The 25843-nt window shown below is 63.1% G+C and carries 28 protein-coding genes; 7 read left to right on the plus strand and 21 right to left on the minus strand.

Annotated features, from left to right (window positions below; genetic code table 11):
- The first annotated feature begins 34 nt into the window (after window positions 1-34).
- Complete coding sequence (locus AC07VY_RS18045; protein ID WP_495119497.1) at window positions 35-2014, plus strand: AsmA family protein; 1980 nt, start codon at window positions 35-37, stop codon at window positions 2012-2014.
- A 2-nt stretch (window positions 2015-2016) separates the two neighbouring features.
- Here the strand turns inward: AC07VY_RS18045 and AC07VY_RS18050 are convergent, their stop codons facing one another.
- Entirely contained in the window at window positions 2017-2754 is a 738-nt protein-coding gene (locus AC07VY_RS18050) for a Crp/Fnr family transcriptional regulator (RefSeq protein ID WP_495098653.1), read from the minus strand.
- Between the two features lie 35 nt (window positions 2755-2789).
- Here AC07VY_RS18050 and AC07VY_RS18055 point away from each other — a divergent pair, with 35 nt between their 5' ends.
- A complete protein-coding gene (locus AC07VY_RS18055) occupies window positions 2790-3086 on the plus strand; it encodes a hypothetical protein (protein ID WP_495098654.1) in 297 nt (98 codons plus the stop codon).
- Window positions 3087-3187: 101 nt separating this feature from the next.
- Here AC07VY_RS18055 and AC07VY_RS18060 read toward each other — a convergent pair whose 3' ends face one another.
- The 5 genes from AC07VY_RS18060 to AC07VY_RS18080 form a co-directional block, all read right to left on the minus strand.
- The gene (locus tag AC07VY_RS18060; protein WP_495098655.1) at window positions 3188-3346 is read right to left on the minus strand and encodes a DUF3309 family protein; all 159 of its coding nucleotides are present in this window, start codon (window positions 3344-3346) and stop codon (window positions 3188-3190) included.
- Window positions 3347-3465: 119 nt separating this feature from the next.
- Window positions 3466-3882, minus strand: a complete 417-nt coding sequence (locus AC07VY_RS18065; RefSeq protein ID WP_495098656.1) for a hypothetical protein — start codon at window positions 3880-3882, stop codon at window positions 3466-3468.
- A gap of 19 nt (window positions 3883-3901) precedes the next feature.
- Window positions 3902-4282, minus strand: coding sequence for an ElaB/YgaM/YqjD family protein (locus tag AC07VY_RS18070; protein WP_495098657.1), 381 nt, complete (start codon window positions 4280-4282; stop codon window positions 3902-3904).
- Window positions 4283-4351: 69 nt separating this feature from the next.
- Window positions 4352-4516, minus strand: coding sequence for a DUF1328 domain-containing protein (locus AC07VY_RS18075; protein ID WP_490591492.1), 165 nt, complete (start codon window positions 4514-4516; stop codon window positions 4352-4354).
- A 297-nt stretch (window positions 4517-4813) separates the two neighbouring features.
- A complete protein-coding gene (locus tag AC07VY_RS18080; protein ID WP_495098658.1) occupies window positions 4814-6169 on the minus strand; it encodes a CHASE3 domain-containing protein in 1356 nt (451 codons plus the stop codon).
- Between the two features lie 56 nt (window positions 6170-6225).
- On the opposite strand from AC07VY_RS18080, the gene AC07VY_RS18085 reads away from it, so the two are divergent.
- Window positions 6226-6858 carry a response regulator gene (locus tag AC07VY_RS18085; RefSeq protein WP_495098659.1) on the plus strand — a complete coding sequence of 211 codons (633 nt, stop codon included), beginning with the start codon at window positions 6226-6228 and terminating at the stop codon, window positions 6856-6858.
- A 15-nt stretch (window positions 6859-6873) separates the two neighbouring features.
- On the opposite strand, the gene AC07VY_RS18090 is transcribed toward AC07VY_RS18085, so the two are convergent.
- Window positions 6874-7275 carry a response regulator transcription factor gene (locus AC07VY_RS18090; protein WP_495098660.1) on the minus strand — a complete coding sequence of 134 codons (402 nt, stop codon included), beginning with the start codon at window positions 7273-7275 and terminating at the stop codon, window positions 6874-6876.
- 327 nt (window positions 7276-7602) lie between these two features.
- Between AC07VY_RS18090 and AC07VY_RS18095 the strand changes: the two genes are divergently transcribed.
- Complete coding sequence (locus tag AC07VY_RS18095; RefSeq protein ID WP_495098661.1) at window positions 7603-8406, plus strand: beta/gamma crystallin-related protein; 804 nt, start codon at window positions 7603-7605, stop codon at window positions 8404-8406.
- Here the strand turns inward: AC07VY_RS18095 and nudK are convergent.
- Window positions 8403-9017, minus strand: a complete 615-nt coding sequence (nudK, locus tag AC07VY_RS18100) for a GDP-mannose pyrophosphatase NudK (protein ID WP_495098662.1) — start codon at window positions 9015-9017, stop codon at window positions 8403-8405. The genes AC07VY_RS18095 and nudK overlap by 4 nt on opposite strands.
- Before the next feature lie 87 nt (window positions 9018-9104).
- Between nudK and AC07VY_RS18105 the strand changes: the two genes are divergently transcribed.
- Window positions 9105-9863: a DeoR/GlpR family DNA-binding transcription regulator gene (locus AC07VY_RS18105; RefSeq protein ID WP_495098663.1), complete on the plus strand. Its 759-nt coding sequence runs from the start codon at window positions 9105-9107 to the stop codon at window positions 9861-9863.
- Here the strand turns inward: AC07VY_RS18105 and AC07VY_RS18110 are convergent.
- On the minus strand, window positions 9860-10462 hold the full coding sequence (locus tag AC07VY_RS18110) for a chalcone isomerase family protein (protein WP_495098664.1): 603 nt from the start codon (window positions 10460-10462) through the stop codon (window positions 9860-9862). The genes AC07VY_RS18105 and AC07VY_RS18110 overlap by 4 nt on opposite strands.
- A 488-nt stretch (window positions 10463-10950) precedes the next feature.
- Here AC07VY_RS18110 and AC07VY_RS18115 point away from each other — a divergent pair, with 488 nt between their 5' ends.
- Window positions 10951-11502: a hypothetical protein gene (locus tag AC07VY_RS18115; protein WP_495098665.1), complete on the plus strand. Its 552-nt coding sequence runs from the start codon at window positions 10951-10953 to the stop codon at window positions 11500-11502.
- Window positions 11503-11587: 85 nt separating this feature from the next.
- Here the strand turns inward: AC07VY_RS18115 and otnI are convergent, their stop codons facing one another.
- The 11 genes from otnI to purT all read right to left on the minus strand — a co-directional run bounded on the left by otnI (window position 11588) and on the right by purT (window position 23961).
- Window positions 11588-12385 carry a 2-oxo-tetronate isomerase gene (otnI, locus tag AC07VY_RS18120; RefSeq protein WP_495098666.1) on the minus strand — a complete coding sequence of 266 codons (798 nt, stop codon included), beginning with the start codon at window positions 12383-12385 and terminating at the stop codon, window positions 11588-11590.
- Between the two features lie 27 nt (window positions 12386-12412).
- Window positions 12413-13069, minus strand: a complete 657-nt coding sequence (locus tag AC07VY_RS18125; protein WP_495098667.1) for a class II aldolase/adducin family protein — start codon at window positions 13067-13069, stop codon at window positions 12413-12415.
- Window positions 13062-14327: a 3-oxo-tetronate kinase gene (gene otnK / locus AC07VY_RS18130; RefSeq protein WP_495098668.1), complete on the minus strand. Its 1266-nt coding sequence runs from the start codon at window positions 14325-14327 to the stop codon at window positions 13062-13064. The genes AC07VY_RS18125 and otnK overlap by 8 nt, the downstream gene beginning before the upstream one ends.
- A complete protein-coding gene (gene denD / locus AC07VY_RS18135; protein WP_495098669.1) occupies window positions 14324-15346 on the minus strand; it encodes a D-erythronate dehydrogenase in 1023 nt (340 codons plus the stop codon). The genes otnK and denD overlap by 4 nt, the downstream gene beginning before the upstream one ends.
- Entirely contained in the window at window positions 15343-16233 is an 891-nt protein-coding gene (ltnD, locus tag AC07VY_RS18140) for an L-threonate dehydrogenase (protein ID WP_495098670.1), read from the minus strand. The genes denD and ltnD overlap by 4 nt, the downstream gene beginning before the upstream one ends.
- A gap of 27 nt (window positions 16234-16260) precedes the next feature.
- On the minus strand, window positions 16261-17565 hold the full coding sequence (locus AC07VY_RS18145; RefSeq protein ID WP_495098671.1) for an MFS transporter: 1305 nt from the start codon (window positions 17563-17565) through the stop codon (window positions 16261-16263).
- 1159 nt (window positions 17566-18724) lie between these two features.
- Entirely contained in the window at window positions 18725-19138 is a 414-nt protein-coding gene (locus AC07VY_RS18150; RefSeq protein ID WP_495098672.1) for a hypothetical protein, read from the minus strand.
- Between the two features lie 579 nt (window positions 19139-19717).
- Complete coding sequence (locus AC07VY_RS18155; protein ID WP_495098673.1) at window positions 19718-19882, minus strand: hypothetical protein; 165 nt, start codon at window positions 19880-19882, stop codon at window positions 19718-19720.
- A gap of 870 nt (window positions 19883-20752) precedes the next feature.
- Complete coding sequence (locus AC07VY_RS18160; RefSeq protein ID WP_495098674.1) at window positions 20753-21580, minus strand: FadR/GntR family transcriptional regulator; 828 nt, start codon at window positions 21578-21580, stop codon at window positions 20753-20755.
- Between the two features lie 90 nt (window positions 21581-21670).
- Window positions 21671-22762 carry a mechanosensitive ion channel family protein gene (locus AC07VY_RS18165; RefSeq protein ID WP_495098675.1) on the minus strand — a complete coding sequence of 364 codons (1092 nt, stop codon included), beginning with the start codon at window positions 22760-22762 and terminating at the stop codon, window positions 21671-21673.
- A complete protein-coding gene (gene purT / locus AC07VY_RS18170; RefSeq protein ID WP_495076894.1) occupies window positions 22759-23961 on the minus strand; it encodes a formate-dependent phosphoribosylglycinamide formyltransferase in 1203 nt (400 codons plus the stop codon). Before purT ends, AC07VY_RS18165 begins: the two co-directional genes overlap by 4 nt.
- Before the next feature lie 161 nt (window positions 23962-24122).
- Here purT and AC07VY_RS18175 point away from each other — a divergent pair, with 161 nt between their 5' ends.
- Complete coding sequence (locus AC07VY_RS18175) at window positions 24123-25229, plus strand: ABC transporter substrate-binding protein (protein ID WP_495076893.1); 1107 nt, start codon at window positions 24123-24125, stop codon at window positions 25227-25229.
- Between the two features lie 9 nt (window positions 25230-25238).
- On the opposite strand, the gene AC07VY_RS18180 is transcribed toward AC07VY_RS18175, so the two are convergent.
- The gene (locus tag AC07VY_RS18180; RefSeq protein WP_495076892.1) at window positions 25239-25829 is read right to left on the minus strand and encodes a malonic semialdehyde reductase; all 591 of its coding nucleotides are present in this window, start codon (window positions 25827-25829) and stop codon (window positions 25239-25241) included.
- Window positions 25830-25843: the final 14 nt, after the last annotated feature.

Consider the following 25843-nt stretch of genomic DNA (forward strand, 5'->3'; position numbering starts at 1 on the left):
TTGGCGGCTATGGTCTGCTGCGGTCGTTTGCGCATTGTTGGCGGGCGTTGCGCTGGGCGAATGGTGGGGTTGGCCGTTTCTTGCGGCGCCACTGCAGCGGATGCTGGGGGACTCCATGCAGCGGCGCGTGGTGCTTGCTCCCCAGGGCTTTCAGATCCGATTCGTGGGAGGGCTGCGGCTGCAGACCCCCTTGCTGGAGGTGGCCGCGCCCGACTGGAGCAAGAAGCCGCATATGCTGTTGGCGCAGGATGTGGCCCTGGAGCTGCGCTACCTGGACCTGTGGCGTGCCTACCAGGGCCAGCCTCTGCGTATCCACAGCTTGCAGGCGCGCACGTTGGACAGTGATCTGGAGCGCCTGGTCGATGGCCGGGCCAGCTGGCAATTCGGACCGGACCATCCCGCAGCTGAGCCGTCCAAATCGCCGGCTCAGCTGCCCTTGTTCGGCCATCTGCAGGTAGACCAGGGCGCTGTGCGAGTCAACGATGTGCCCTTGGGGCTGGCGTTGACTGCCCAGCTTTCTCTGGCCCCTGGCCAGGCTGCGCAAGCGGATGGACCGGCGGCCAGCGTGCTGCAACTGCAGGGCAACGGCCGCTACCGCAATTTGCCCCTGAAGTTGGAAGTACAGTCCTCTGGGGTGTTGCCGTCCGAGCTGGGCGCTGCGCCCACGTTGCCGGTCAGCTTGGTGCTGGACCTCAGCGTGGGTCGTGCCAAGATCCATTTCAAGGGCCGAGCAGCCGATGCGCTGCAACCTCGCGACTTCCAGGGAAGCTTCAACGTCCAGGGCCCTTCGCTGGCCGCCGTGGGCGACCCGTTGGGCGTGACGCTGCCGACCACATCGGCGTTCCGTACCACCGGCGCCATCGCCCGCAAGGGGCCAACCTGGAGTGTGGTGGTGAGCGATGCCACCGTAGGCTCCAGCAGCCTGAATGGCGCTTTTACTTATGAGACTGCCCGCCCTGTGCCGCTGCTGGCCGGCCGCCTGGGTGGTAAACGTCTGCAGTTGGCCGACCTGGGACCGGTGGTCGGGACCACGCCGGCCACCATGGCAGCCAGCGAGGATGCCAGTGTGTCCGTACCGGCAACACGCGCCAAGGGCCGTGTGTTGCCGAACCGTCCGTTCGACCTAGCGGCTATGCGGGTCATGGATGCAAATGTGCTGATCGACATTCAACAGGTGGACCTGAATTCCCGCCTGCTGCAGCCACTGCAGCCGCTGAGTGGTCATTTGCAGCTTCAGGCCGGCTTGCTGACTTTGCAGAACATGGTGGCGCGTACCGCCCAGGGCCAGGTGCAGGGGGATCTTTCATTGGACGGGCGGGCGGATGAGGCTCTTTGGAAGACCGATCTGCATTGGAGCGGCGTGCAGCTGGACCACTGGCTGCGCCAGACGCGCGACAAGGGGCAGCCCCCCTACATCAGCGGCCAGCTGCAGGGCCAGGCCCAATTGCAAGGCAAGGGACGCTCTACCGCCGAGATTTTGGCCAGCTTGCAGGGGCAGTTGCGCATGGACTTGCGCAATGGCGCGGTGTCGCACCTGGGAGTGGAGTTGCTGGGGCTGGACCTGGCGCGCAGCCTGGGGGTCTGGATCAAGGGGGACGATGCACTGCCCGTGTCTTGTGCGGTGGCGGACTTGGCCGCCGCGGGCGGCGTGTTCCGCCCCAAGGTGATGGTGGTGGATACAGACAATTCCACCGTGTGGACGGAGGGCTCACTCTCCCTGGCCAGCGAGACCATGGATCTGCGCCTGGTGGTCAGCCCCAAGGATTTCAGCCCCCTGGCCCTGCGCACGCCCATCCGGGTAAGTGGCAGCTTCAGCCAGCCCGATGTGTCGCTGGAAAAAGGCCCCTTGGGCCTGAAGGCCGCCGGGGCCGTGCTGCTGGGACTGATCAACCCATTTGCGGCCCTGATCCCCTTGATGGACCTGGGTGACAGTGACAAGGCCCAGCAGGGGGCCGCCGGTTGCCAGGGCTTGCGCCAGCGCGCTGCGGCACTGGCGAAGAAGCCGGTGAAATAGGGTTACACCAGTGGCCTGGGGGGCGGCTTGCCGTCGCCATATAGATCGGCTAGCCGGGTCAAGGCCTTGACGTCGCGCAGGTACAGGCGCCCGTTGTCGATGCGGTGCAGGCCGCGTTTTTCCAGCTTGCGCAGGGTCTTGTTGGTGTGTACCAGCGACAGGCCGAGTCCGTCGGCCACATGCTGCTGCGTCAGGGGGAATAGCACGCCGCTCGCGCCACCATCGGGCTGCAAGGCGGCGGCCCGCTTGAACAGCAGTATCAGCAGCATGGCGATGCGCTCTTCGGCGCTGCGCCGCCCGACCGACAGCAGGGTGTCGTCCACCAGCGATTCTTCGTGGGCCGTTAGCCAGGTGATGTTGAAGCCCATGGTGGGCGAGCGTCGGTGTAGTTCCCAGAGCGCATCGCGCTGGAACACGCATAGTGAGGTGTCGGTCAGTGTCTGCACGCCGTGGGCCGATGCGTCGCCCATCTTCTGCTGCACGCCCACAAAGTCACCGGCCAGCAGAAAGGACAGGATCTGGCGCCGCCCATCACTCAAGGTTTTGAAGCGAAAGGCCCAACCCGTCAGCAAGGTGTATAGCGGTGCATCGGTCTGGCCTTCATGGATCAGCGTTTCACCCGCGGCCAGCTGAACCTCGCGCCGCTTCAGGGACTGCACCAGGTCTAGCTCATCCCCGCTATGGGCAATGAACAAGGGAAGCTGCCGCAAAGGGCAGGCGCTGCAACGGGTTTCACTCATGGGGGTCTCGTGGTCGGCATGTTTGGCGCGCGGTTATGTCTTATGACATATTGCTTGCGCAGCAGCACACCTACATTGCAGTTTTGGTCTTCTATTCCGCTTACATGCAAGTATCTTACTCACCAGATAACGCGCCCCAGCTTGCGCCAGAAGCGGTTGTGTCCGCAGAGGACTGGGATGTCTTGTTTTGTGCCGTACTGGAGCAGCTATGTACCGCGGTCGCCTCGGAGCGTGTCGATGCGTCGGTGCGTGCGTGTGTGTATGAGTGTGTGGAAGCGTTGAAACTGCTGCAGCACACCTTGCCGGGTACGCGTACAGGCCGTTCCTCGTAGCCATTGGCCACGGGAAACGCGGCTTCTTCTGCGCTACTGAACGAACACTAGCAGCTGCAAATACAGTCGCTGATCATTCGTTGCCGCTGTTTCGCAAGACGCTACAGCCGACCGGTTAGCAGCAGCACGATCAGCACGATCAGCACCAAGCCCAGCCCACCGCTGGGACCATAGCCCCAGCCTGAACTATGCGGCCAAGTGGGCAAAACGCCAACCAGCATCAGAATCACAACGATCAATAAAATGGTGCCTAGGCCCATGGTCATCTCCTGGTAAAAACAAGTGGGGTCGGTACAAACCTAGCGCAGAGCCTGGCTTCCCCGTCATCCGGATTTGTGGCGTTGCTACGCCAGGATGGTGGGCTTGGTGAGGCTGATACTCAGGGCTTGCCGGTAGAAGATGCGGGTGCCATGATTTCCACCTCGTGCATTTCACGCAGAATGCCGCCGCCGGCTACGCTGCCAGAGGCCGTTCCCTGGCCTTCGATGCGAGCCCGACAGGCAGCCTTATCGGCACCATTCAGGGCTTCGCAGCGCTGCAAGGCATTGGCTTGAAGATCGGCCTGCGCGGCGGTGCTCAGGCTTTGCTTCGGGACCGCATGGGCACTGCGTGCCTCGGTCAGGCAGGTTGCCTTGTCTTGCTGGGTTTTCCCGTTGTTGCAAGCCAAGACCTCCTGTTTGTAGTCTCCCGAAGCATCTATGCTCACCTGCGCGGTGGCCGCCGTCACCGCCATCAGTGTGGCTGCGCCAAAGTAGATGTAGCTGCTAAGGATGGGGCGGGAGTTGGTGGTGCGCATGGTGTGCTCCGGCATGTGCTTAGTTGCGCTGACTGGAGCGGCGCGCCAGACCGGCAAAGACGGTCAGCAGGGCACCTGCGGCTACTGCGATGGCAACCGACTTGACCGGCTGCTCCCTGATGTAGTCGATGGTGTGGTCGGTGGCTCGACGTGCTTGGACGCGCAATTTCTCCGAGCTGTCATGCAATGCTGCCGAGCTGGATTGCAGCAGGGCGCTGGCCTTGGCCGCAGCACGGTCGAATGCTTGGGTGCTATGGCCGTGCAGGTCGTCCACGGTGTCGGCTACGCCATCCAGGGCGCGGTTGGCAGCGCGTCGAGTGGATTGGATGGCTTTTTCTGCAGACATTGCCGCTTCGTCGGCCAGGGTGCTGGCGTGGTCGGAGAGTTTGTTGTTAAACATGGGTTTTCCTTTGCAGAGTGGATAAAACGTTGTGGTTGTCTTGGACGACTGTGTGCGACGTATGAGCGCTTAGCCCGACTTGATCAGGCTGAACAAGAAGCTGGCGACTGCCATGACGGCAAAGACGACGAACAAAATCTTGGCAATGCCCACGGCACTGGCAGCGATGCCGGTGAAGCCGAACAGGGCTGCAATCAAGGCAATAACAAAGAAGACAACGGCGTAATGCAACATGGCTTGGTTCCTGGCAATGGGGTGTTAAAGCCCCGGGTTTCAAGGTTGTCGCAGCCTGTCACGTTGCGATGCCTTGAGTGTGAACCTGGGGGCGTTTACGGCCCATAGGCGGCGTTGCCGCAGCCATGTCGGGAGAGGGCGGTTGCCCGCGTAGGACGTTGCTGACAGGGTGAGGGCTCACCCCCAGGCCGCACGCTGCGCGTTTTTGCATTCCTCTTGCAGAGGGCGAACCTGGAGGCCGGGCAAAGCCGGTTCCACGGGTTCCTGGACTGAAAGCTGTTGTGCCTTGAGCGGGTTCTAAGTCGCCAGGACTTTCGACTCGGGCAGCGTGACGTGGATGCGCGTGCCCAGGCCCGGGGCGGAGCTCAGCGTCAGCACGCCGCCTTCGGCCTCCACCCGGAAGCGCATGCCCATCAGTCCGTAGGCGGAGATGGGTTTGATGCTGGTGTCGAAGCCCACGCCATCGTCGCGTACCGAAATCTCTACCCGGCCTTGCCGGGCGGTGAGGGAGATCCAGATGTTCTTGGCGTTGGCGTATTTGGTGATGTTGGTGATGGCCTCCTGCACCAGACGGTAGACCACCAGCTCGGCGGACTTGGTCAGTTGCACAGCATCCAGCGTGCAGTGCACCGCCACGTCGGAGTGCTCGGCAAACTCCTTGGTCAGAATGTCCAGAGTGGCCACCAGGCCCAAGTTGCTCAGGGCAGACGGGCGCAGGTCTTCGATGATGCGCCGACCCAGTGAGATGCAGCTGTTGATGGTGGATACCAGGTGGGCCAGCAGGTCCAGTGCTTCTGGCGAGGTGACGCTGATGCGCGACTTGATACGGGCTGCATCCAGCTTGGCCGAGGTCAGCAGCGAGCCCAGATCGTCATGCAGATTGCGCGCCAGCCGGTTGCGCTCGTCTTCACGGGCACTTTGCAAGTGGTGGGTCAGCTCGGTGAGTTGCGCTGTGCGCTGCACCACTTCGACCTCCAGCCGGTCGCGCTCTACCTGCACCATGCGCCGCAACTCTTGCTGCTGTCGGCTGAATAGGAAGATCTGGCGCAGGTACATGAACAGGGCCCCCAGGCTGAGCAGCGTCAGCGCGGCCACCCCCAGACGGTTGAACATCAGCGTGGTGTAGATGCTTTTACGGCTTTGCGTGATGTTGTTCAGCTCGTAGTCTTGCAGCTTTGCGCAGAGCAGGCGGAATGCGTCCATCTGCTCTTTGCCAATACCGCTCAGCATCACCTCTTTGACCGATTCCAGCTTGTCGGTCTCATACAGATGCATGGTCAGCGACAGCTCGGACAGCTTGGTTTCCGAGACCGCATGCAGCTGGGCCATCAGCGCCTCGGGCGTGGCGTTGTCGCGGTAATACTGGTCCAGAAAATCAAACGAGGTTTTGATTTTCTTTAGTGCGCTGTTGTAAGGCGCCAGGTACTCCTTGCGCCCTGTCAACAGGTAGCCGCGTTGCCCGGTTTCTGCATCCACCAGGCTTTGGGACAGGATCTGGATGTTTGTCCGTGCCAGCGACATGGTTGTCAGCGTGTCCAGGCGGTCCACTGACTGGAAGTAGGAACCCTCACTGATCAACACCATGGACAGGGCCACGGAGCAAGCCAGCGCAAACACGATGCGGTTGCGTTTGACCACTGTGAGGAATCTCATCTCCATCCTTTTGTCGAAAATGTGGGATCATGCAGCAGAAAGTACTGCCCCATACCATGATCCGAATTGCTATTGTTGATGACCACGCCATGGTGCGTGCTGGACTGCGCCAGTTTTTCGCGGACCAGATCGACTTCGCCGTTGTAGCTGAGGCGACCAATGGCCGCGAGGCGCTGGACATTGTTCGCAGGGGAGATGTCGATGTGATCGTGATGGATATTTCCATGCCCGACCACAGCGGTGTGGACGCCCTGGTCGCCATCAAGGCCCGCGAGCCGGATCTGCCGGTGCTCATACTCAGTGGTTTTGCCGAAGCCCATTACGCCACCACCCTGTTGCGCCAGGGCGCCAGCGGATACCTGAACAAGGACTGCGACCCCGAAGAGATCGTGAAGGCCATACGCACCGTGCACCGTGGCCGCAAGTACATTACCGCCGCGGTTGCCGAGCGCCTGGCCGACGGCCTGGGTGGCGACGCCGACAAGCCCTTGCATGAGCAATTGTCCGAGCGTGAGTTGCAGGTGTTTTTGCGCCTGGCCAAGGGTGAAACCATTGGTAATATGGCTGTCAGCATGTCACTCAGCGTGAAGACTGTCAGCACCTACCGTACCCGGGTGATGGAAAAGATGCAGCTGGAGTCGAACAGCGACCTGACCTACTACGCTCTAAAGAACGGCCTGATCCAGTAAGCCGCTTGCGCGGGTTCATGCCAGCACGCCAGGGACAGTGCCACCACTGGCTAGGTGGTCGCAGTAGGTGATCAGCGCGTCAATATCGTTGGATTTGTCAAACACCCGGTCGGCACCCAGGTCCAGGCATTTGCGCCGCATGTCCTGCGTGGCGTAGTTGCTCAGTACTACCAGCTTGTGGTGTAGCCTGGGTGTATGCAAGGCCCGCAACACCCCCAGGCCCGAGCCTGATTTCAGAAAAATATCCACGATCACCAGGTCGACCTCGTGGCTGGCATCGCTCAGCCACTGTACCGCCGTGCTTTCGTCTTCTGCCGTGCCTATGACCTGCACGGGGACGAGCTCCTCCAGCGTGGCGATCAGGCTTTCCCGTATGACAGGGCTGTCTTCGACGATATAGGTTTTGAGCGGTGGCATGGCGATGGCATTACTTTCTTTGGCTCCAGAATCTGCGCCGTGGCTCTGTAAGAGCGCATAGGTGGCGAAGTGGTGTCCACAGCTCACAGTCGATGGTATGCAAAAAGTGTGGCTGAAGTATGCCTTTTGCCCAGTTGGTGCCACCATCGGGCATACGCGCAGCTACTTGTAAGACCTTTCCTACGCAGCGGTCAGAGCTGTTATCTGTTTGTAGGATTTCTACTACCTCCGGCCAAGCTGCCGTCTGCTGGTTCGGCCATCTGGCTTGCAGGAAACTGGAGGAGTGGCGGATTCCCATCCGCACATCTTCCATCTAAAGAGGCAAGCATGCACACATTCTTCAAAACCGGTTTTACCCTAGCTACCCTTGTGGTGGCCGGCCATGTCGCCGCCCAGGTGACTTTTTACGAACATGAGGGCTTCCAGGGTCGGGCCTTTACTGTGGAACAGCCGGTGGACGACTTTCGCAGCCTGGGTTTCAATGACCGGGCCTCGTCGGTGGTGGTGCTGGGCGAGCGCCGCGAAGTGTGCGAGGACGCGGGTTATGGCGGCCGCTGCGTGGTTTTGTTGCCCGGCCAATACCCTTCGCTGGCGGCCATGGGCCTGAACGACCGCATCTCCTCCGAGCGGCCCCTGCGCGGCAATGAGCGCACCGGTGACTACCGTTACGCCCCCGTACCCCAGCCCGCTTACGACAACCGCCGCCGAGACAACGAGCGCCTATTCCAGGTTCCTGTGACTTCGGTGCGCGCCATCATGGGCACACCACAGCAGCGCTGCTGGACCGAGCGTCAGCAGGTGGACCAGGGCGGCGGGGCGAATATCCCCGGCGCCTTGGTGGGCGCACTGATCGGCGGGGTGTTGGGCCACCAGGTGGGCGGCGGCCGGGGCAAGGACATTGCCACCGCCGGCGGCGCCGTGGCCGGTGCGGCGGTAGGGTATGGCGTGGGTGGTGGCTATGGCGCCCCGCAGACGCAAGATGTGCAGCGCTGCAGCAGCGTGCCGGCCTCGGCACGCCCCGCCTACTGGGACGTGAGCTACAACTTCCGGGGCCAGGAGCACCGCGTGCAGATGACGACCCAGCCTGGCCCCACCATCACGGTGAACCGCCAGGGCGAGCCGCGCGCTTAAATCGGGCCATTCACCAAACCCTGCAGCTGCGCGTACTGCAGCAGCAGGATGGTCTTGCCGTCGCAGATGCGGCCATCGGCCACCATCTGCACGGCCTCCGCCAGGGGCAGCTCCAGCACCTGGATGTCTTCGCCTTCGTGGTGTTCCCCTCCGCCGTCGGACACCTTGTCTGCCGCGCTGTATTCGCCGACGAAGAAAAACACCTTTTCCGTGACCGAGCCGGGGCTCATATAGGCTTCGAACACCTTGCGCACCTGCTGGATGCGGAAGCCGGTTTCCTCCTCCGTCTCGCGGCGTATGCAGGTGGCGGGGTCGTCCTGGTCCAGCAGGCCGGCGCAGGTCTCGATCAGCATGCCATCGGCATTGCCATTCACATAGGTAGGGAAGCGGAACTGCCGCGTCAGCACCACCGTGCCCTGGGCCGGGTTGTATAGCAGGATGGTGGCGCCGTTGCCCCGGTCATAGGTCTCGCGGCTCTGGCGTTGCCAGCTGCCGTCACGCCGGCGCAGCTCGAAGCTGGTCTTTTTCAGCAGATACCAGTCGTGCGACAGGACTTTTTCTTCGACAACGCGCAAGTTCGGCAGGTTTGGCAGGTTTTCCAAGGCTTGCATGCGGGCTCCAGGCGGTAGATTTGCCAACAGTCTAGCAAATCGTGCAGAATCGTGCAAAACAAGCAACTTCGTGCAGATTAACCATACATGCTGACCCAGCAACGCAAACAACTGATCCTGGACACCCTGCGCCGCGACGGCCGCATCGTCGCCGCCGACCTCAGCGCCAGCCTGGGCCTGTCGGAAGACACCATCCGCCGCGACCTGCGGGCCCTGGCAGCCCAAGGCCTGCTGCAGCGCGTGCACGGCGGCGCCTTGCCGGCATCGCCCGCAGTGGGCAATTTCGCCGCGCGCAGCCAGCTGCAGATGCCGGGCAAGCAGGCCATCGCCAAGGCGGCGGCGGCCATGGTTCAGCCCGGCCAGGTGGTGTTCATCGACGGTGGCACCACCTGCCAACAACTGGCGCAGCGCCTGCCGCCCACCCTGCGCGCTACGGTGGTCACGCACAGCCCGACCATCGCCCTGGCCCTGGTGGAGCACCCGCTGGTGGACGTGCAACTGATTGGCGGCCACCTGTTCAAGCACTCGGTGGTGGCGGTGGGCGCGGCAGCCATCGAGGCGATTCGCCAGGTGCGGGCCGACCTGTATTTCATGGGCGTGACCGGCATCAGCGCCACCGCCGGCCTGAGCACCGGCGACATGGAAGAGGCCCATGTGAAGCGCGCGCTGATGGCCCAGGCGGCCGAAACCTGGGTGCTGGCCTCGGCCGAGAAGCTGCATGCGGCCTCTCCGTATGTGATTGCCGCTTGCAAGGCAGCCACCGGCCTGGTGGTCGAGCCCGGCACGACCGAGCAGGATGTGGCGGCGCTGACGGCGCTGGGCCTGGCCTTGGTGCGCGCGGTCTAGTAGCCCTTTTTCGTTGTGGCGTCCTGGCCCAGCAGCGCGGCTTTCAGGCCATAGTCGGCCGGGCTGTCGCCGACCCAGATGTTCAGCACCATGCCGAAGAATTCGGCGTCACCCACCGGCGTGCCCTGGGGCTGGCCGGCGATGAAGAACAACGTACCTTGGCCGGGAATGAACTGCATCGCAAAGCTGTCGCCCACCGCCAGCTTGCTGCGACCGGAGAAGATTTCGATCAATCGGTTCGCCGAGGTGGTGTGTTTGAGCACCAGCTCCTTGGGCGAATTGGCCGACAGGCCTTTGATGAACGCCAGGCCCAGGTCGGTGCCGGAGAGTTCGCGCAAGGCAGTGAAGCTCAGCAGCTTGGGACCGGGCAGAGCCCGCAGCTCTTCGGCGCTGGACACCTTGTGCGGCGTGTACAAAGCCATGTCATAGACCTTGAACACCGCACGGTAGCGGGTGCCTGCGCCGTTGAGCAGTAGCGGCGTGCCCAGCACTTGGGCCTCGGCCGCAAATGGGGTGCTGGGCGCGTTGGCCGTGGCAGCCCACAGCGGTTGGCACAGCAGCGGGGCAGCCAGTATGGCGGCGCGGATCAAGCGGTTCATCGGTCGGTCTCCTGCAAAGCTTTTTAGAGCCTGTTCAGAGTCTTTTGCAATCCCCAAAAAAAGAACTCTGAATAGATTTTCAGCCCCGCACTGTACCGCGTTTGCTTTACATGCCGGCTATATGGTTTGGGGCTTTTTAGGCCTCTGGCGCATATAAAGTCTACGCAGGCAGCTATCAAATAAATAGCTGCGGGTTTGCTGTTGTGCCCCGTGGCCTATTGGGCGTACGCCGCAGGCTGCGCCTGGGCTACCACCCGCCGCCGTGTGCGTACGGCAGGCAAAAAAACTACACAGCCCTGCAGCCCACTAGCGCAGGCGCAATCTACGCATGCAGCTATGAATAACGTAGTAATGGGGTGCCCACGAGGCCAGCACGTAGCGCGCGGTAGGACATCTACTACATGCATTCGACACCCAGTCCGCTGTATGCATGACCGGTAGGGAGTCACACTGACCGTAGCACTTTTGCCTGTTCACGGAGGACTTCCATGCATTCACTTTTCAATCTCAAAGCTTCACTCGCCGTTGCCGCTCTGCTGGCCTTGCCTCTGGCCCAGGCGGCGAACATCAGCAAGGACGAATACGCCAGCGGCAAGGCCCGCGTGGGCGCCGAGTACAAGACCGCCAAGGCTGCATGCGATTCGCTGGCGGGCAATGCCAAGGACATCTGCCAGGAAGAAGCCAAGGCCAAGTACAAGGTGGCCCTGGCGGATATGAAGTACAGCTACACCGGCAAGCTGTCTGACCGTACCAGCGCGCTGGAAACCAAGGCCGAAACCGACTATGCCGTCGCCAAGGAGAAGTGCGACGACAAGGCCGGCAACGACAAATCGGTCTGCGTGAAGGAAGCCAAGGCCATCGAAGTCAAGGCCAAGGCGGATGCGCGTACCAACGAGAAGGTAGGCGACGCCAAGGCCGATGCAACGGCTGAAAAGCATGATGCCGATTACGACGTCGCGGCACAGAAGTGCGATGTGCTGGCCGGCGATGCCAAGACCAGCTGCATCAGCGCCGCCAAGGCCAAGTTCGGCAAGAATTGATCGCCTGTAACGCTAGGGGCTTTTAGGCCTCTAGCGCTTATATAGTGTGCGCAGGATGCTATTGATGTGATAGCAATCGGCGCATTTACTTGTGGCGCTGCAGCCAGCCCAGCCCGGCCGTTGTACCGCCCGGCACCGCCCCCCGCTGCGCCCGGTACTCGCAGCCCACATGGCCCGCATAACCCAGCTGGTCCAGCAGGGCGAAAAGGTAGTCGTGGTTGATTTCGCCCACGTCCGGTTCATGCCGCTCGGGCACGCCGGCGATCTGGATGTGGCCGACCTGGCCGGTCGGCAGGTACTGGCGCAGCTTCATAGCCAGGTCGCCTTCCATGATCTGGCAGTGGTACAGGTCCATCTGCACCTTCAGGTTGGGCGCGCCCACCGAGGCCACGATGGCATGTGCCTGGGCCTGGTGGTTCAGGTAGAAGCCCGGCATGTCGCGGGTGTTGATGGGTTCGATCAGCACGTCCAGCCCGGCCGTAGCGGCCTGCGCTGCGGCCCAGGCTAGGTTGGCCTGGTATACCGGGCGCAGGCTGTCACGCGTGTGGCCTTCGGGCAGCAAGCCGGCCATCACGTGGATGCGCGGGCAGGCCAGGGTGCGGGCGTAGTCCATGGCCTGTGCAAAGCCCTGGCGGAACTCGGCCTCGCGGCCCGGCAGGCAGGCAATGCCGCGCTCGCCCGCGTCCCAGTCGCCCGGCGGGGCGTTGAACAGCACCTGTTGCAAGCCGTGCTGCTGGAGCTGTGCAGCGATATCGCTGGCCGTGAAGGCGTAGGGGAACAGGTATTCCACGGCTTTGAAGCCGTCCGCAGCGGCGGCGCCGAAGCGGTCCAGAAAACCGTGCTCCTGGTAGAGCATGCTGAGGTTGGCGGCAAATTGGGGCATTGGGTTTCTTTCAAATATCTACGCGAACTACCAGGCGGCGCCAAACTGCTCGCGCAGCGCCTGGATCTGGTCTTCGTCTAGGGGGCGGGCTCGGCTCATGTGCCACAGGCGTGCGGTTTCTTCCAGCTCTTCCAGCACAGCGCTGGCTTCGGCCGGGCTGCTGTGCCACACATTCGGGCCCAGGCGGTCCAGCATCACCGCGCGCAGCGGCGTGCCGCGCTGTTGCATGGCGGCAATGCGCTGGGCTACCAGCGCGCCTACGGCTGGGTCGCCGGGCCGGTGGTAGGGGATCAGCGGCACATGGCCGACCTTCATCACGTAGTACGGGGTGATGGGCGGCAGGATGTCGTGCGGCTGCCAGACGCCGGTCAGCGTCAGCGCCACCAGGTGTGTGCTGTGGGTGTGGATCACGCAGCGCGCCTGCGGCTCGGCGGCGTAGATGGCGCGGTGCAACACCAGGGTCTTGGACGCGCGGGCGCCGCTGCGCTGTACACCGTCCGGGTCCACCCTGGCCAGCGTGGCCGGGTCCAGCTGACCCAGGCAGGCGTCGGTAGGCGTGATCAGGTAGCCGGCATCGTCGGGCAAGCGCACGCTGATATTGCCGGCGCTGGCGTGCACATAGCCGCGCGCATATAGCGAGGCGCCGACGCGGCATATCTCTTCGCGCAGCTGCAGTTCATTCATGGAGTTGCTCAAAAGCTTGGGTGAAAAAGTCCGGGCTACCAAAGTTACCCGACTTCAGCGCCAGATGCAGTACATGCACACCACTTTGCGCCGATGTCCAGGGCACACCGGGGGCGATTTGCGGGCCGATGGCCATCTGCGTGACGCCTAGGGCCTGCACCACGGCACCCGAGGTTTCGCCGCCGGCCACCACCAGCTGGCGCACGCCGGCATCGACCAGGCCGCGCGCAATGGCGGCCAGGGCGTGTTCCACCAGCGTACCGGCTGCCGCCACGCCCAGCTGGGCCTGCACGGCTTTCACGGCGTCGGGTTCGGCCGTGGCGTAGACCAGTACCGGGCCGTCGGCTAGCAAGGGCTTGGCCCATGCCAGTGCCTGCGCCACCACATCGTCGCCGCGCGCCAGGGCCAGCGGATCGATGGCGAAACTGGGCCGGCCGCCCTGTTGAAAGCGCAGCACCTGGCCATTGGTGGCCACCGAGCAACTGCCGGAGACGATGGCGCGCAGGCCGGTGGCCGGCGGCAGACCATCGGCGGCGGTATTGGTGATCTGCCAGTTCTGCGGCAGGCCAATCGCGATGCCCGAGCCCGCGGTGACCAGCGGCATGCTCGCCAGCGCCGGGCCGATGTGCTGCAGGTCGGCGTTGGAGATGGCGTCCAGCACGGCGATTTGCACACCCTCGGCTTGCAGCGCGGCAAAGCGGGCGCGGATCGCATCCGGCCCCTGCGCCACCACGTCATAGGCCACCAGGCCGACCTTGCGCTGGGTTTGCTGCTGCAGCACCTGCACCAGGTTGGCGTTGGTCATCGGTGTCAGCGGGTGGTTGCGCATGCCGCTGTCCGACAGCAGCTGGTCGCCCACGAACAGATGGCCCTTGAAGATGGTGCGCTGGTTCTCCGGGAAGGCCGGGCAGGCGATGGTGAAGCGGCTGTCCAGTGCGTCCAACAGGGCGTCCGTCACCGGGCCAATATTGCCCTCGGCAGTGGAGTCGAAGGTCGAGCAGTATTTGAAGTAGATTTGTTGCACGCCCTGGGCCTGCAGCCAGCGCAGGGCCTCCAGCGACTGCGCCACCGCATCGGCCGGCGCGATGGTGCGCGACTTCAGCGCCACCACGATGGCATCGGCTTCTACCGGCGCTGCGCCCGCGGGCGGCACGCCAATGGTTTGCACCGTGCGCATGCCGTTGCGCACCAGGTTGTTGGCAAGGTCGGTGGCGCCGGTGAAGTCGTCGGCGATGCAGCCGAGCAGGGGGCAGGTCATGCGTGTTTCTCCAGAAGCGGGAGCCGTACGGCACCCGGATTTTCCTGCACATATTCGCGCAGTATGTCGTTGAAGCTGGCGTCGGCCAGCAGGCCCAGCGCAGTGGCGCGGGCGCTGTGCACGCGGCTGGGCCAGGCGGTCACGATGGCGGCGATGCGCGCATCCGGCTCCCAGTCCAGCAGGGCCGTGGCGGCGGGGCCGGCCATGTCTTCCAGCGCCTGCGCCATGGCGCCCACGGTGGTGGTCAGTGCAGGCAGGTTCACGGCGGTGCGCGCACCCCATGCGGCGGCGCTGGCCTGGGCGGCGCGCAGCAGGCCCTGCACGGTGCGGCCCGGCGATGCCAGGGCCACCGGCGTATCGGCGGCCACTGGCACGCGGGCGCGCTGGCCGGCCAGCGGTTCGCGCAGCATGCCGCTTAGGAAGCTGGAGGCCGCCGCATTCGGCTGGCCGGGGCGCACGGCCACGGTCATCAGCCGCACATTGCGGCCCTGCACCAGGCCGCGCCGGCTGAAGTCGGCCACCAGCTGCTCGCCGATGAATTTCTGGATGCCGTAGCTGTTCTGCGGCGTGGGCAGGGTGTGGTCCTCCACCACGGCAGGTAGGGGCTGTTCAGCCGTGCTGCCGAACACCGCCACCGAGCTGGAGAACACGAACACCGGGGCGGTGCCCAGCTGGCGGCAGGCCTGCAGCAGGGCCAGGGTCGCATCCACATTGCTGTGCAGGCCCAGGTCCAGCTCGGCCTCGCACTCGCCGCTGACGGCGGCGGCCAGGTGGTAGACCAGGGCTGTGTCTGCGGTCAGCACTTGCCCGCTGGCCAGCTGCGCCTGCAGGTCGCCACTGACAAAGCGCACGCGCGGGTCGGCGGCCAGGTCCGCCGGCGGCGGCATGCGGTCGGCCAGCACCAGCTGGGTGATGGGGCGGGGCAGGGTACCAGCCAGCGAGAAGTTGTCATGTGCCAGCAACGCCCGCGCCAAGCGCGCACCCACGAAGCCGCAGCCACCGGTGATGAGAATCTTCATGGCGCTTCGGGCAGGGTGATGCCCGGGAAGATTTTGATCACCGCCGAATCATCCTCGCGCCCATGGCCGGCGGTAGAGGCCTGCATGAACATCTGGTGTGCCGTGGCTGACAGCGGCAGTGGGAATTTGCTGGCCCGCGCCGTGTCCAACACCAGGCCCAGGTCTTTCACAAAAATATCTACGGCCGACAGCGGCGTGTAGTCGCCCTTGAGCACATGGGCCATGCGGTTTTCAAACATCCAGCTATTGCCCGCGCTGTGGGTGATCACCTCGTACAGCGCATCGGCCGCCACGCCTTCGCGCAGGCCCAGGGCCATGGCTTCGGCGGCGGCGGCAATGTGCACGCCGGCTAGCAGCTGGTTGATGATCTTCACCTTGCTGCCGGGGCCGGCGGCATCGCCCAGCTTGTAGACCTTGGCCGCCATCGCGTCCAGCGCGCCGCCCACTTTGTCGTAGGCCGCAGCGCTGCCGGAGGTCATCATGGTCATGTCGCCGGATGCCGCCTTGGCCGCGCCGCCGGAGATGGGCGCGTCCAGGTACAGCAGGCCCATGGCGTTCAGGCGTTTTTCCAGCGCGATGGACCAGTTCGGGTCCACGGTGGAGCACATCACAAACGCGCTGCCGGGGCGCATGGTGGCTGCCGCGCCGTTCTCGCCAAACAGTACGCCTTCGGTCTGCGCGGCGTTGACCACCACGCTGACCACGACCTCGCAGTGCGCGGCGACTTCGGCGGGACTGGCACACGCCACACCGCCCTCGGCGGCAAAGGCCTGCGCCGCCTCGGCTCGCACGTCGCAGACGTGCACCTTATAGCCCGCGCGGCGCAGCGAGCTGGCCATGCCGCGCCCCATGGCGCCCAGGCCAATAACGCCAATATTTTGTTGCATGATTTCTCCAGAGGGATGTGAATAGACTTATCGATTAACCAGATGGGCCGGCGTACGCCACACGGCGATGGCGCCCACCACCAGCATGCCGGCCAGCACATACATGCCGATCTGGGTGCTGTGGGTCAGGTCCTTCAGGTAGCCGATCAGGTAGGGGCTGACGAAGCCCGCCAGGTTGCCCACCGAGTTGATCACCGCAATGCCTGCCGCCGCGCCGGTGCCCGACAAAAACGCCGTGGGCAGCGACCAGAACAACGGTGCGCAGGTCAGCGTGCCGGCCGCTGCCAGCGACAGGAAGGCGATCGCCACCACGGTGTTCTGCGTGTACGAGGCAGCCACTGTGAAGCCGATGGCGCCCATCAGGGCCGGAATAATCAAGTGCCAGCGGCGTTCACGCTTGGCGTCGGCGCTGCGGCCAAACAGGTTCATGGCGACGATGGCGCAGATGAAGGGAATGGCGCTGAGCAGGCCAATATTCAGGTTGCCGGTAATGCCCGTGGATTTGACCAGGGTGGGCAGCCAGAAGGTCAGCGCGTACTGGCCCATTACGAACGAGAAGTAGATCAGGCACATCCACCATACGCGGCTGTCCTTGAACACGGCCGACACCGAGTGCGGGCCTTGCAGCGTGTGCTTGGCGTCGGCGGCGATCTCGCTGGACAGGAAGCGCTTTTCTTCTTCGTTCAGCCATTTGGCTTTGCTGATGCTGTTCTCCAGCACCAGGATGACGGCCACACCCACCAGCAGGGCGGGCAGGGCTTCGATGATGAACATCCATTGCCAGCCGTTCATGCCGTACACATCGTGGAAGCTGTCCATGATCCAGCCTGACAGCGGGTTGCCAAAGATGCCCGCCACGGGAATGGCCGACATGAACACAGCCACGATCTTGCCGCGCCGGTGCGCCGGGAACCAGTAGGTCAGGTACAGGATGACGCCGGGGTAAAAGCCGGCTTCGGCCAGGCCCAGCAGAAAGCGCATCACGTAGAACTGGGAGGGCGTCTTCACGAAGAGGAAGGCCGCCGACATCAGGCCCCAGGTGATCATGATGCGGGCAATCCAGATACGCGCGCCGATCTTGTGCATCAGCAGGTTGCTGGGTAGCTCGAACAAAAAGTAGCCAATGAAGAACACGCCCGCGCCCAGGCCAAACACGGTTTCGCTGAAACCCAGGTCCTGTCCCATCTGCAGCTTGGCAAAGCCCACGTTCACCCGGTCCAGGTAGGCCACCACGTAGCACAGCATCAAAAAGGGCACGATGCGCCAAAACACTTTGCGATAGACGCGTGTTTCGACGTCCTCGGGGACGGCGGATAGGGTGGCGGAAGTCATGGAACAGTCTCCTGGTTGTAGAAAGCCAGTGGGCAAATTATATTTGTCTACTAAGCATGTTGTCATACAACTTTAGGTGAAGGGAGGGATGCAGGGTATTGGGGGTTTCCCGGGGCTGGGGGAAACGTAGTGGAAGCCGTGGCGCTGGGTGCGCACCAAGATCAAGAAGCTATGGGTTTTGGCTATGAGCCTGAAGCCCGCGATCCATCATGGTGTTAGCAGCAACCTTACTCGTTAGGGAGCCGTCGGCCGGCACTACTTTTTTGCCGGCTCATCAGCGACGCAAGCGTAGTAGCAACGATCAAAGTCAAGCTTATCGCGCCCTTTGGCTGCCTCGTCCCTTTTCTGTATACATGTCTCATTACATGCCTTCAACCACCATGTGTGTTGCAAAGCTTGTGGCTGCTGCCGCATGGCCGCGGCAGTTGGGCCGTCAATGGTGGCAGCGCCAATCTTGATCGTAGTTCGATACTCGACAACGTTTCCTCCGAATTGCGACCGTTTTACGAGTGGCCCCTGGAGCTTGGAGTTCTGATTGCCGATGATGGGCCAGAGATGAGGCGGCTGGACAGCCGCAAGAGGCATCGTTACTTCGAGGCGATACGCTCCGGACGAAAGTGGTCGATTCCGGTCCGAGAACGGCCCTCCTCGAAAAGCCCCAGCGGTGACTATTGCCTTCGACTGCGCAACGTATGAGCCATCCCGGCTCGAAAGTTCGAGCATCAGGAGCGTTTCATCCGGGAGGTTAGTCGTACCTACAACCTCGGGCGTGTAGCCGCCTTGGAGGCTGGCATTGATAGAGACCGTCAGGGCGAGTCCTCTTGTTGTGATGGCTGCGCAGAAGATGAGTGTGAATAGTGTGCGCATCGGCCCCCTAACGAATAGGTGCATTTATCTGCCGCGCAGCGCTGCAAGAAACAAGAGCGAACGTCATACGTGGCGGATAAACCTGGTTGGGCTGAACCATCGCCCGAATGGCCGCTGGTGGAGATACAAGGGATTGCTCAAGCAACCCTTGTCGATTAGCGCAAATTATGGCGCGATTCGTGACGTTTTCGGACGTTCATGTCAGTGATCCATGCACCGCACCCGATATACCGGTCAGGTTGTGCAGACCCATCCAAAGTTTGAATTAGGCATTAGCCAATATTCCGACGTACTACGTTGCTGACGAGTATTGCGCAAGGCATTTGTTGAACGCATTCCGCTGACCAGAGGTGTCGAGCAGTGCAGCGGCTTTACTTTCATTTAGTACGACTCGGCCATCGTTGAATACATCCGCACTCACGGAAATTATGCTTCCTCCAGCAAGCGTCTCGACGCGAAATGAGTCGCTGCGACGTTGTTGGCGACTTGCGACGCTCGTGAACACCGAGTGCGATTTGTCAAAACCATCTAGTAGGCAGTCAGCAAATGCCTGCGCGCTCTCAGGCGCAATGCGACCTTCCTTCAGAATGAAGAATGCGTCGGTATCCGTGCGGGTTGGAGCCTCCACACAAGCAGTAAGCAGTAGGACAACAAGCGTGGCAGAAATGAATTGTTTTTGCTTCCAATCTTGGGTTATATGAGGCATCTGGCTCCCAGTGTGAACGTGTTTTAAATCTAATAACTGCCGCTTAAATTAGTCACTCTAACCGAGAAAAATACGTTGAAGTTTTTGTGATATCGATAGTTTTTTGTTAAGAACTTTGGAGTGTCTTCTGATGGTGCTATTAGCTCTCGGCATCAATGTGATCTCTGGCCGGGAGTTCGCCCCGGCGGGCGAGTACCTTTTCTTTTGCGCAAAAGAAAAGTCACCAAAAGAAAGGCGCCCCCACTGTCTGCGCCCTTCGCTGGCGCTACGGGAACCTGCGGTGCGCGCTTTGGTCGGGGTCCCGCTCAGGCCGAGCAACGCAGCGTACCCCGTAGCGCAGCGAAGGGGGCGACGACTTCGGCTCGCCTTTTCTTTGGTGACTTTCTTTTGGCGAAGCAAAAGAAACGTTACTGCGCCGCCGGGCGCATATCCCGGCCGGGGATGCCGAAGACATCAACCCTTCGAAAGTTTCAAGCCAAATCGGCCGCTAGCGCTTGAAATAACTGCACAGCCAGCTATCAATTTGAGAGTGAATGTTTATCCAGCCTTGGCGCGTTTCAGCACGTAGCCAGCGTTTGGCTAAGAGCCTTTTGCCACCGCATATCGCTCTTCTGCATGGGCCACGCTCTGTTTTGCGCGCCGCGCACGCACAAAATCGACTGCGACGATGACGATCAGCAGCGCATATTGCGCGCCGGGCCGCCAGGGCAAAAACAAGGATGCGACCACGATCACAACGGCCACTCCCAGCTCGATCGGGGTGCGCTCTACGACGTGCCGGTCCCGCAGGTGCTTTCCACAATGCGGGCAGGTCAACCGGGATCCTTGCGGCACGTACCACTTCGCGGTGGGCGGCCACAACGTGAATACGGGCGAATCGAAGCGGCAACTGCAGCTGGGGCAGCGGTACTTCCCCATGTTCGGGTCTCTATTTGGGGGCTGCAACTCGGGGTCGCAACGCAGGCAAATGGAGTCAGGGCTGTCCAATGCGGCGCCACAGTTGGAACAACGAAATGTGGCTTCTGTCATTGCGGGCTCGTGTCAGCAGAGTTGTGAAAACGCACTTGGGGCCGGATGGGGGTGATGACCAAGGCAAGACGGTAGACACCCGCCCCCACAGCCAGTGCGACCAAAGCGCCACATTGGAGCCAGGTAGTCACCACCGCTGTGGCCGGAAACGGCAGCAGCAGTGCCAAGCACAGAGAAACGAGCGTTGCAATGACGCCCGCAATAAGGCCTCGCCTGAATGCATTCCCCACGTTCGCGTGCAGTGCCCACGCGCAATGGTGGCAGGTGAATTCCGGCCGTATGACATGGGTACCGATAGGGCCTGAGCAGACTGGGCAAGAGACGGCAGCATTCATGGTGCTTCAGCGTGGTGTAGGCCGTAAACCCTGCGATAGATATGGGCTTGTAAGGTTTAAAACATCCATAGGAATTTCCTGAAAGTGGCTTGCAGACAGGCTTTCCCTAAGGTGAGCTTGCTTTCATACGGTAATGAAAGTGGAGAAGAACTTCAACCCCCAAGTTGCAAGCCACTTTGGCTTGGCCGAACTTTTTGGCGTCCATGCGACCCGATGGCCTCGCGCTGCCCATGCGAATTTGCAGTGCGCCTCAGGTGGATGTTCCGCGCTTGCGTGGAGCCGCCGCCAGGGGCGCGCCCAGCTCGCCCAGCAGGCGGTCGGCCAGGTCTTTGCCTTGGGCGGTCCAGAACACGGGGTCGGCGCTGCCTATGCGCCGGGCGGCGTTGGCCATGTGGGTGGCACCGGCCAGGCGGGCGGCGCTGGGGTCGCCGGCTTCTATGGCCTGCACGATCAGCGCGTGCTCGTCACGCACCTGCTGGGCGAAGTCGGCGCGGGTGGCTTCGTTGGCTCGGGTGACGCGCGTGGCGTCCAGCAGGAACTGGTTCAGGTAGGCCAGCGTGGCCAGCAGGAAGGGGTTGCGCGCGGCGGTGGCGATGGCGGTGTGGAAGGCCACGTCTTCGGCCACGCCGTCGCCGCCGCTGGCCACGGCGCGCTGCAGCGTCTGGATGGTGGCTTTGATTTGTTTGATGTCCTGCGGCGTGCGGCGGGCTGCAGCCAGCGCGGCGGATTCGGCCTCCAGCGCGCGGCGCACCTCCACCATTTGGATCACCGCGTCTACCGAGCCGTCCGTGGCCAGCACCAGCGGTGTCTGGGTACTGGCCTCGCGGCGCATCACGAACGCGCCCGAGCCCTGGCGTGATTCGATCAGCCCTTGCATCTTCAGCCGTGACAGGGCCTCACGCACCACGGTGCGGCTGACGCCGAAGCGTTCCGCAAGCTTCCCTTCGGTCGGCAGGCGTTGGCCCACGGGCAGCTGGCCTTCACGGATGCTGACGGCCAGTGCGTCGGCCAGCTGTTCGGACAGGCGGGCGCCTACGCGCAGGGCAGGCATTTGGTCTAGGGGAAAGGGGCTGTCCATGGGGTGGTCTGGGATAACAGCGGGTGCGCCATCAATATAAACGTTTCTGGCCGCTGGCGCAGATTCTGTGTGCGCCAGCAGCTATTTATTTCATAGCATGGATGTGGGTGCCATCCGATTGTCTTCCACCGCCATGCGGTTGCGCGGCAGGTACTGTGGGTAGTCGCGCTGTAGGTAGGCTACCAGGCCTTCGCGCAGGTCGCAGCGCACGCGCCACAGCAGGTCGGCATTGGCGGCGGTGACTTCCATGCGGATCTGCACGCCGTTGGCGGCGGTGTCGGTCACGTCCAGCTTGCAGTGGCGGCCGTCCCAGGCGGGTGACGCCTGGCAGATGCGCTGGGCTTCGTGGCGCAGCGGCTCCATGGGCATGCCATAGTCCACCCACAGAAATACCGTGCCGATCAACTCCGGGTTGCGGCGCGACCAGTTCTGGAACGGGTTTTCAATGAACCATTGCAGCGGGATGATCAGGCGGCGCTGGTCCCAGATCTTCAGCACCACGTAAGTGCCGGTGATCTCCTCCACCCGGCCCCACTCGCCCTGCACGATCAGCACGTCGTCTATGCGCAGCGGCTGGCCCAGCGCAATCTGCAAGCCGGCCAGCAGATTGCCCAGCACCGGCCGCGCCGCGATACCCACCACCAGGCCGACCACGCCTGCCGAGGCCAACAGGCTGGCGCCGAACTGGCGGGCACCGGGGAAGGTCATCAGGATGGACGCCAGCCCGGTGACCAGAATGCCGAACACCAGGGTGTTGGCCAGCACCCGGGCCTGGGTGTGAACGCGGCGGGCGTTGATGTTGTCTTCCACCTGCAGCGGGTGCAGGGCGATCAGGCCCTTGGTGGTGCCGCGCACTACGCGTAGGCCCAGCCAGGTCAGGCAGGCCAGCAGCAGCAAGACGTTGGCGTGGCGCACGCCGGCGATCAGCGGGAAGTCGGGCGGCGCCACCTGCCACACCGCCTGCAGGGCCAGCAGCGGCAGCACGAAGCGGGTAGGCGCAAGGCACTCTGCCGCAATCGTGGACGCCATGGGCATGCTGCGCGTGAGCCGTCGCACCAGGGCTGCGCCGATGATGTGGACCACCAAAGCCAGCACCAGGGCTACCCCCGCCGCCAACAAAATGCGCAACGCCGAGTCGTCGGCCCAGGCGATGAGGTGGTTCACCGTGTGGGCGGCGTTCAAGCCGTGCGCGGCTTGACCAATGCAGCGGCCTGTTTGGCGCGGCTGCGGGCTTGTTCCACATCGGCATCAAATACCAGGGCCACGCCCATGCGGCGCTTCACAAAGCTCTCGGGCTTGCCGAACAGGCGGATGTCGGTGTTGGGGATGCGCAGCGCCTCGGCCACGCCGTCGAAGACGACGTTCTTCGCATCGACCCCGCCATAGATCACGGCGCTGGCGCCCGGGCTCTTCAGTGCGGTGTTCACCGGCAGGCCCAGGATGGCGCGGGCGTGCAACTCGAACTCGTTTTGCCACTGGGTGCACAGCGTGACCATGCCGGTGTCGTGCGGGCGCGGGCTGACCTCGCTGAACCAGACTTCATTGCCCTTGACGAACAGCTCCACGCCGAACAGGCCCTGGCCACCCAGGTTGTCGGTCACGGCCTTGGCGATCTGGCGCGAGCGTTGGATGGCCGGCAGCGGCATGGGGTGGGGCTGCCAGCTTTCCACGTAGTCGCCGCTGACCTGGACGTGGCCAATCGGGTCGCAAAAATGCGTCTCCACCTTGCCATCGGCGCCCAGGGCGCGCACGGTGAGCTGGGTGATCTCGTAGTCGAAGTCGATGAAGCCTTCAACGATGACGCGGCCGTGGCTGACGCGGCCACCGGCCATGGCGTAGTCCCAGGCGGACTTCACATCGGCGGGGCCGTTGATCTTGCTCTGGCCCTTGCCGGAGCTGCTCATCACCGGCTTGACGATGCAGGGGTAGCCGATCTTGCTGTCGATGGCGGCCTGCAGCTCGTCCAGCGAGTCGCAGAACACGTAGGGGCTGGTGGGCAGACCCAGGGTTTCGGCGGCCAGGCGGCGTATGCCCTCGCGGTCCATGGTCAAACGCGCGGCGCGGGCGGTGGGGATCACGCGCACGCCGCCAGCGGCTTCCAGTTCTTCCAGCGCCAGGGTGGCGATGGCTTCGATCTCGGGCACCACCAGGTGTGGGCGCTCGGCTTCGATCAGTGCCTTCAGCTGGGCCGGGTCGCTCATGGTGATGGTGCGCGCGTGGTGGGCCACCTGCTGGCCGGGCGCATTCTCGTAGCGGTCCACCGCAATGGTTTCCACGCCCAGGCGCTGCAGGGCAATCAGCACCTCCTTGCCAAGCTCGCCGGAGCCGAGCAGCATGACTTTGGTGGCAGACGGGGACAGAGGGGTACCGAAGGTGGTCATGGGGAAATCCGTACAGAGAGAAAGGGCAGGGCGCGGGCGCGCGGATGGCCGGAAGGGAGGAATTTACCGCATATATGCCCCGGTAGATTCCCATTTATGGGCTTTCCTGCGCGGCCGGCTTGTGGCCCAATCGCGGTCCCAGCCTTACCTCCGTACTATCCATGAAGACTCGCTACTCTCTTGGCCTTGCCGTGTTGTTTGCCTGTAGCGGCATGACCGCCCAGGCGCAGATATGGATAGGCCAGACCGCTGGCTTCTCCGGCGCCGTGGCCGCGGGGGTGAAGGAAACCACTGACGGCGCCAAGCTGTATTTCGACCGCGTCAACGCCAAGGGCGGCGTGGCCGGCCAGAAGATCGAGCTGATCTCCATGGACGACAAGTTCGACACCCAGCAGGCGGTGGAAAACGCCCGCGTGCTGATCGAGGAAAAGAACGTGGTGGCCCTGTTCCTGACCCGTGGCACGCCGCACACCGAGGCTGTCATCCCGCTGCTGGACAAATACCGCGTGCCCCTGGTCGGGCCGTCCTCTGGCGCCATGGTGCTGCACCAGCCGGTGCGCAAATACGTGTTCAATGTGCGGGCCACCTACCAGCGCGAGGCCGAGAAGGCGATTGCCCAGCAGGTCAGCAGCGGCTTTACCAGGATTGCCCTGGTCTATACCGACGACAGCTTTGGCCTGGACGGTCTGGCCGGTGCGCAAAAAGGCCTGCAGACCGCCAAGATGGCGCCCAGCGGCGAATACAAGTTTGACCGCAGCAAGCCCGACTTCTCCAAGATCGCGCCAGCCGTGGCGCAGTCTGGGGCACAAACCGTGTTGCTGGTGGCCTCGGGCGGCGCGGCTGCAGAGGCCATCCAGGCGCTGAAGGCGGCTGGCAGCAATGCGCAGTTTGTGACCCTGTCGAACAACGCCTCGGCCGGTTTTATTGCCAGCCTGGGAGCGAATGCGCGCGGTGTCATCGTCAGCCAGGTGTTTCCGCAGTCGCTGTCTTATGGGCTGGTGAAGGAATGCGCCGAGCTGTCGCGCGCCAAAGGCCTGGGCGACCCCAGCCCGGCCATGCTGGAAGGCTTTGCCGCCGCCAAGGTGCTGGTCGAGGGACTGAACCGCAGCGGCGGCAAGCCCACGCGTGAACGCTTGCAGGCCGCGCTGGAGGGCCTGAGCAAGTTCGACCTGGGCGGCCTGGAGCTGGGTTACAGCCCCACCGACCACACCGGCCTGGACTTTGCCGACCTGGCCATCGTCGGGATGGACGGAAAGTTCAAGCGCTAGGTACGTTGCTTAAACGATGCTGCAGGCCGTGTCGAACGACAGGCGGGGGCCGCGCGGGTAGGGTGTACCCACTTCGCCGTAGCCCAGGTTGATCAGGAAGTTGGCCTTGAAGCGGCCGTCGAGGAAGAACTGCTCGTTCACCTTGCCGGCGTCAAAGCCGCTCATGGGGCCGCAGTCCAGGCCCAGCTGGCGGGCCGCCACGATCAGGTAGGCGCCCTGCAGCGAGCTGTTGCGGAATGCCGTGGCTTCGGCCAGCGCGGCGTTGTTTTCGAACATGGGCTTGGCGTCCATGACTGGGAACTGCTCAGGCAGGTAGTCATAGAAGCGGCTGTCCATGGCCACGATCACCGTGACCGGGGCGGCCATGGTCTTGTCGGCATTGCCGGGGGCCAGAGCCAGCTTCAGCTTGGCCTTGGCTTCGGGGCTGCGCACGAACACCAGGCGCGCAGGCTGGCAGTTCATGGAGGTAGGGCCCCACTTGGCCAGTTCGTGCAGCTGGTGCAACAGGGCGTCGGTGACTGGCTGGTCGGTGAATTTGCTGAAGGTGCGTGCGTGCAGAAAGGTTTGTTCCAACGCGGCGGTGGGCAGGGGTGTGGGCATGGTTTTCCTTCGGG

The sequence above is a fragment of the Rhodoferax sp. GW821-FHT02C08 genome (genome assembly GCF_059421805.1).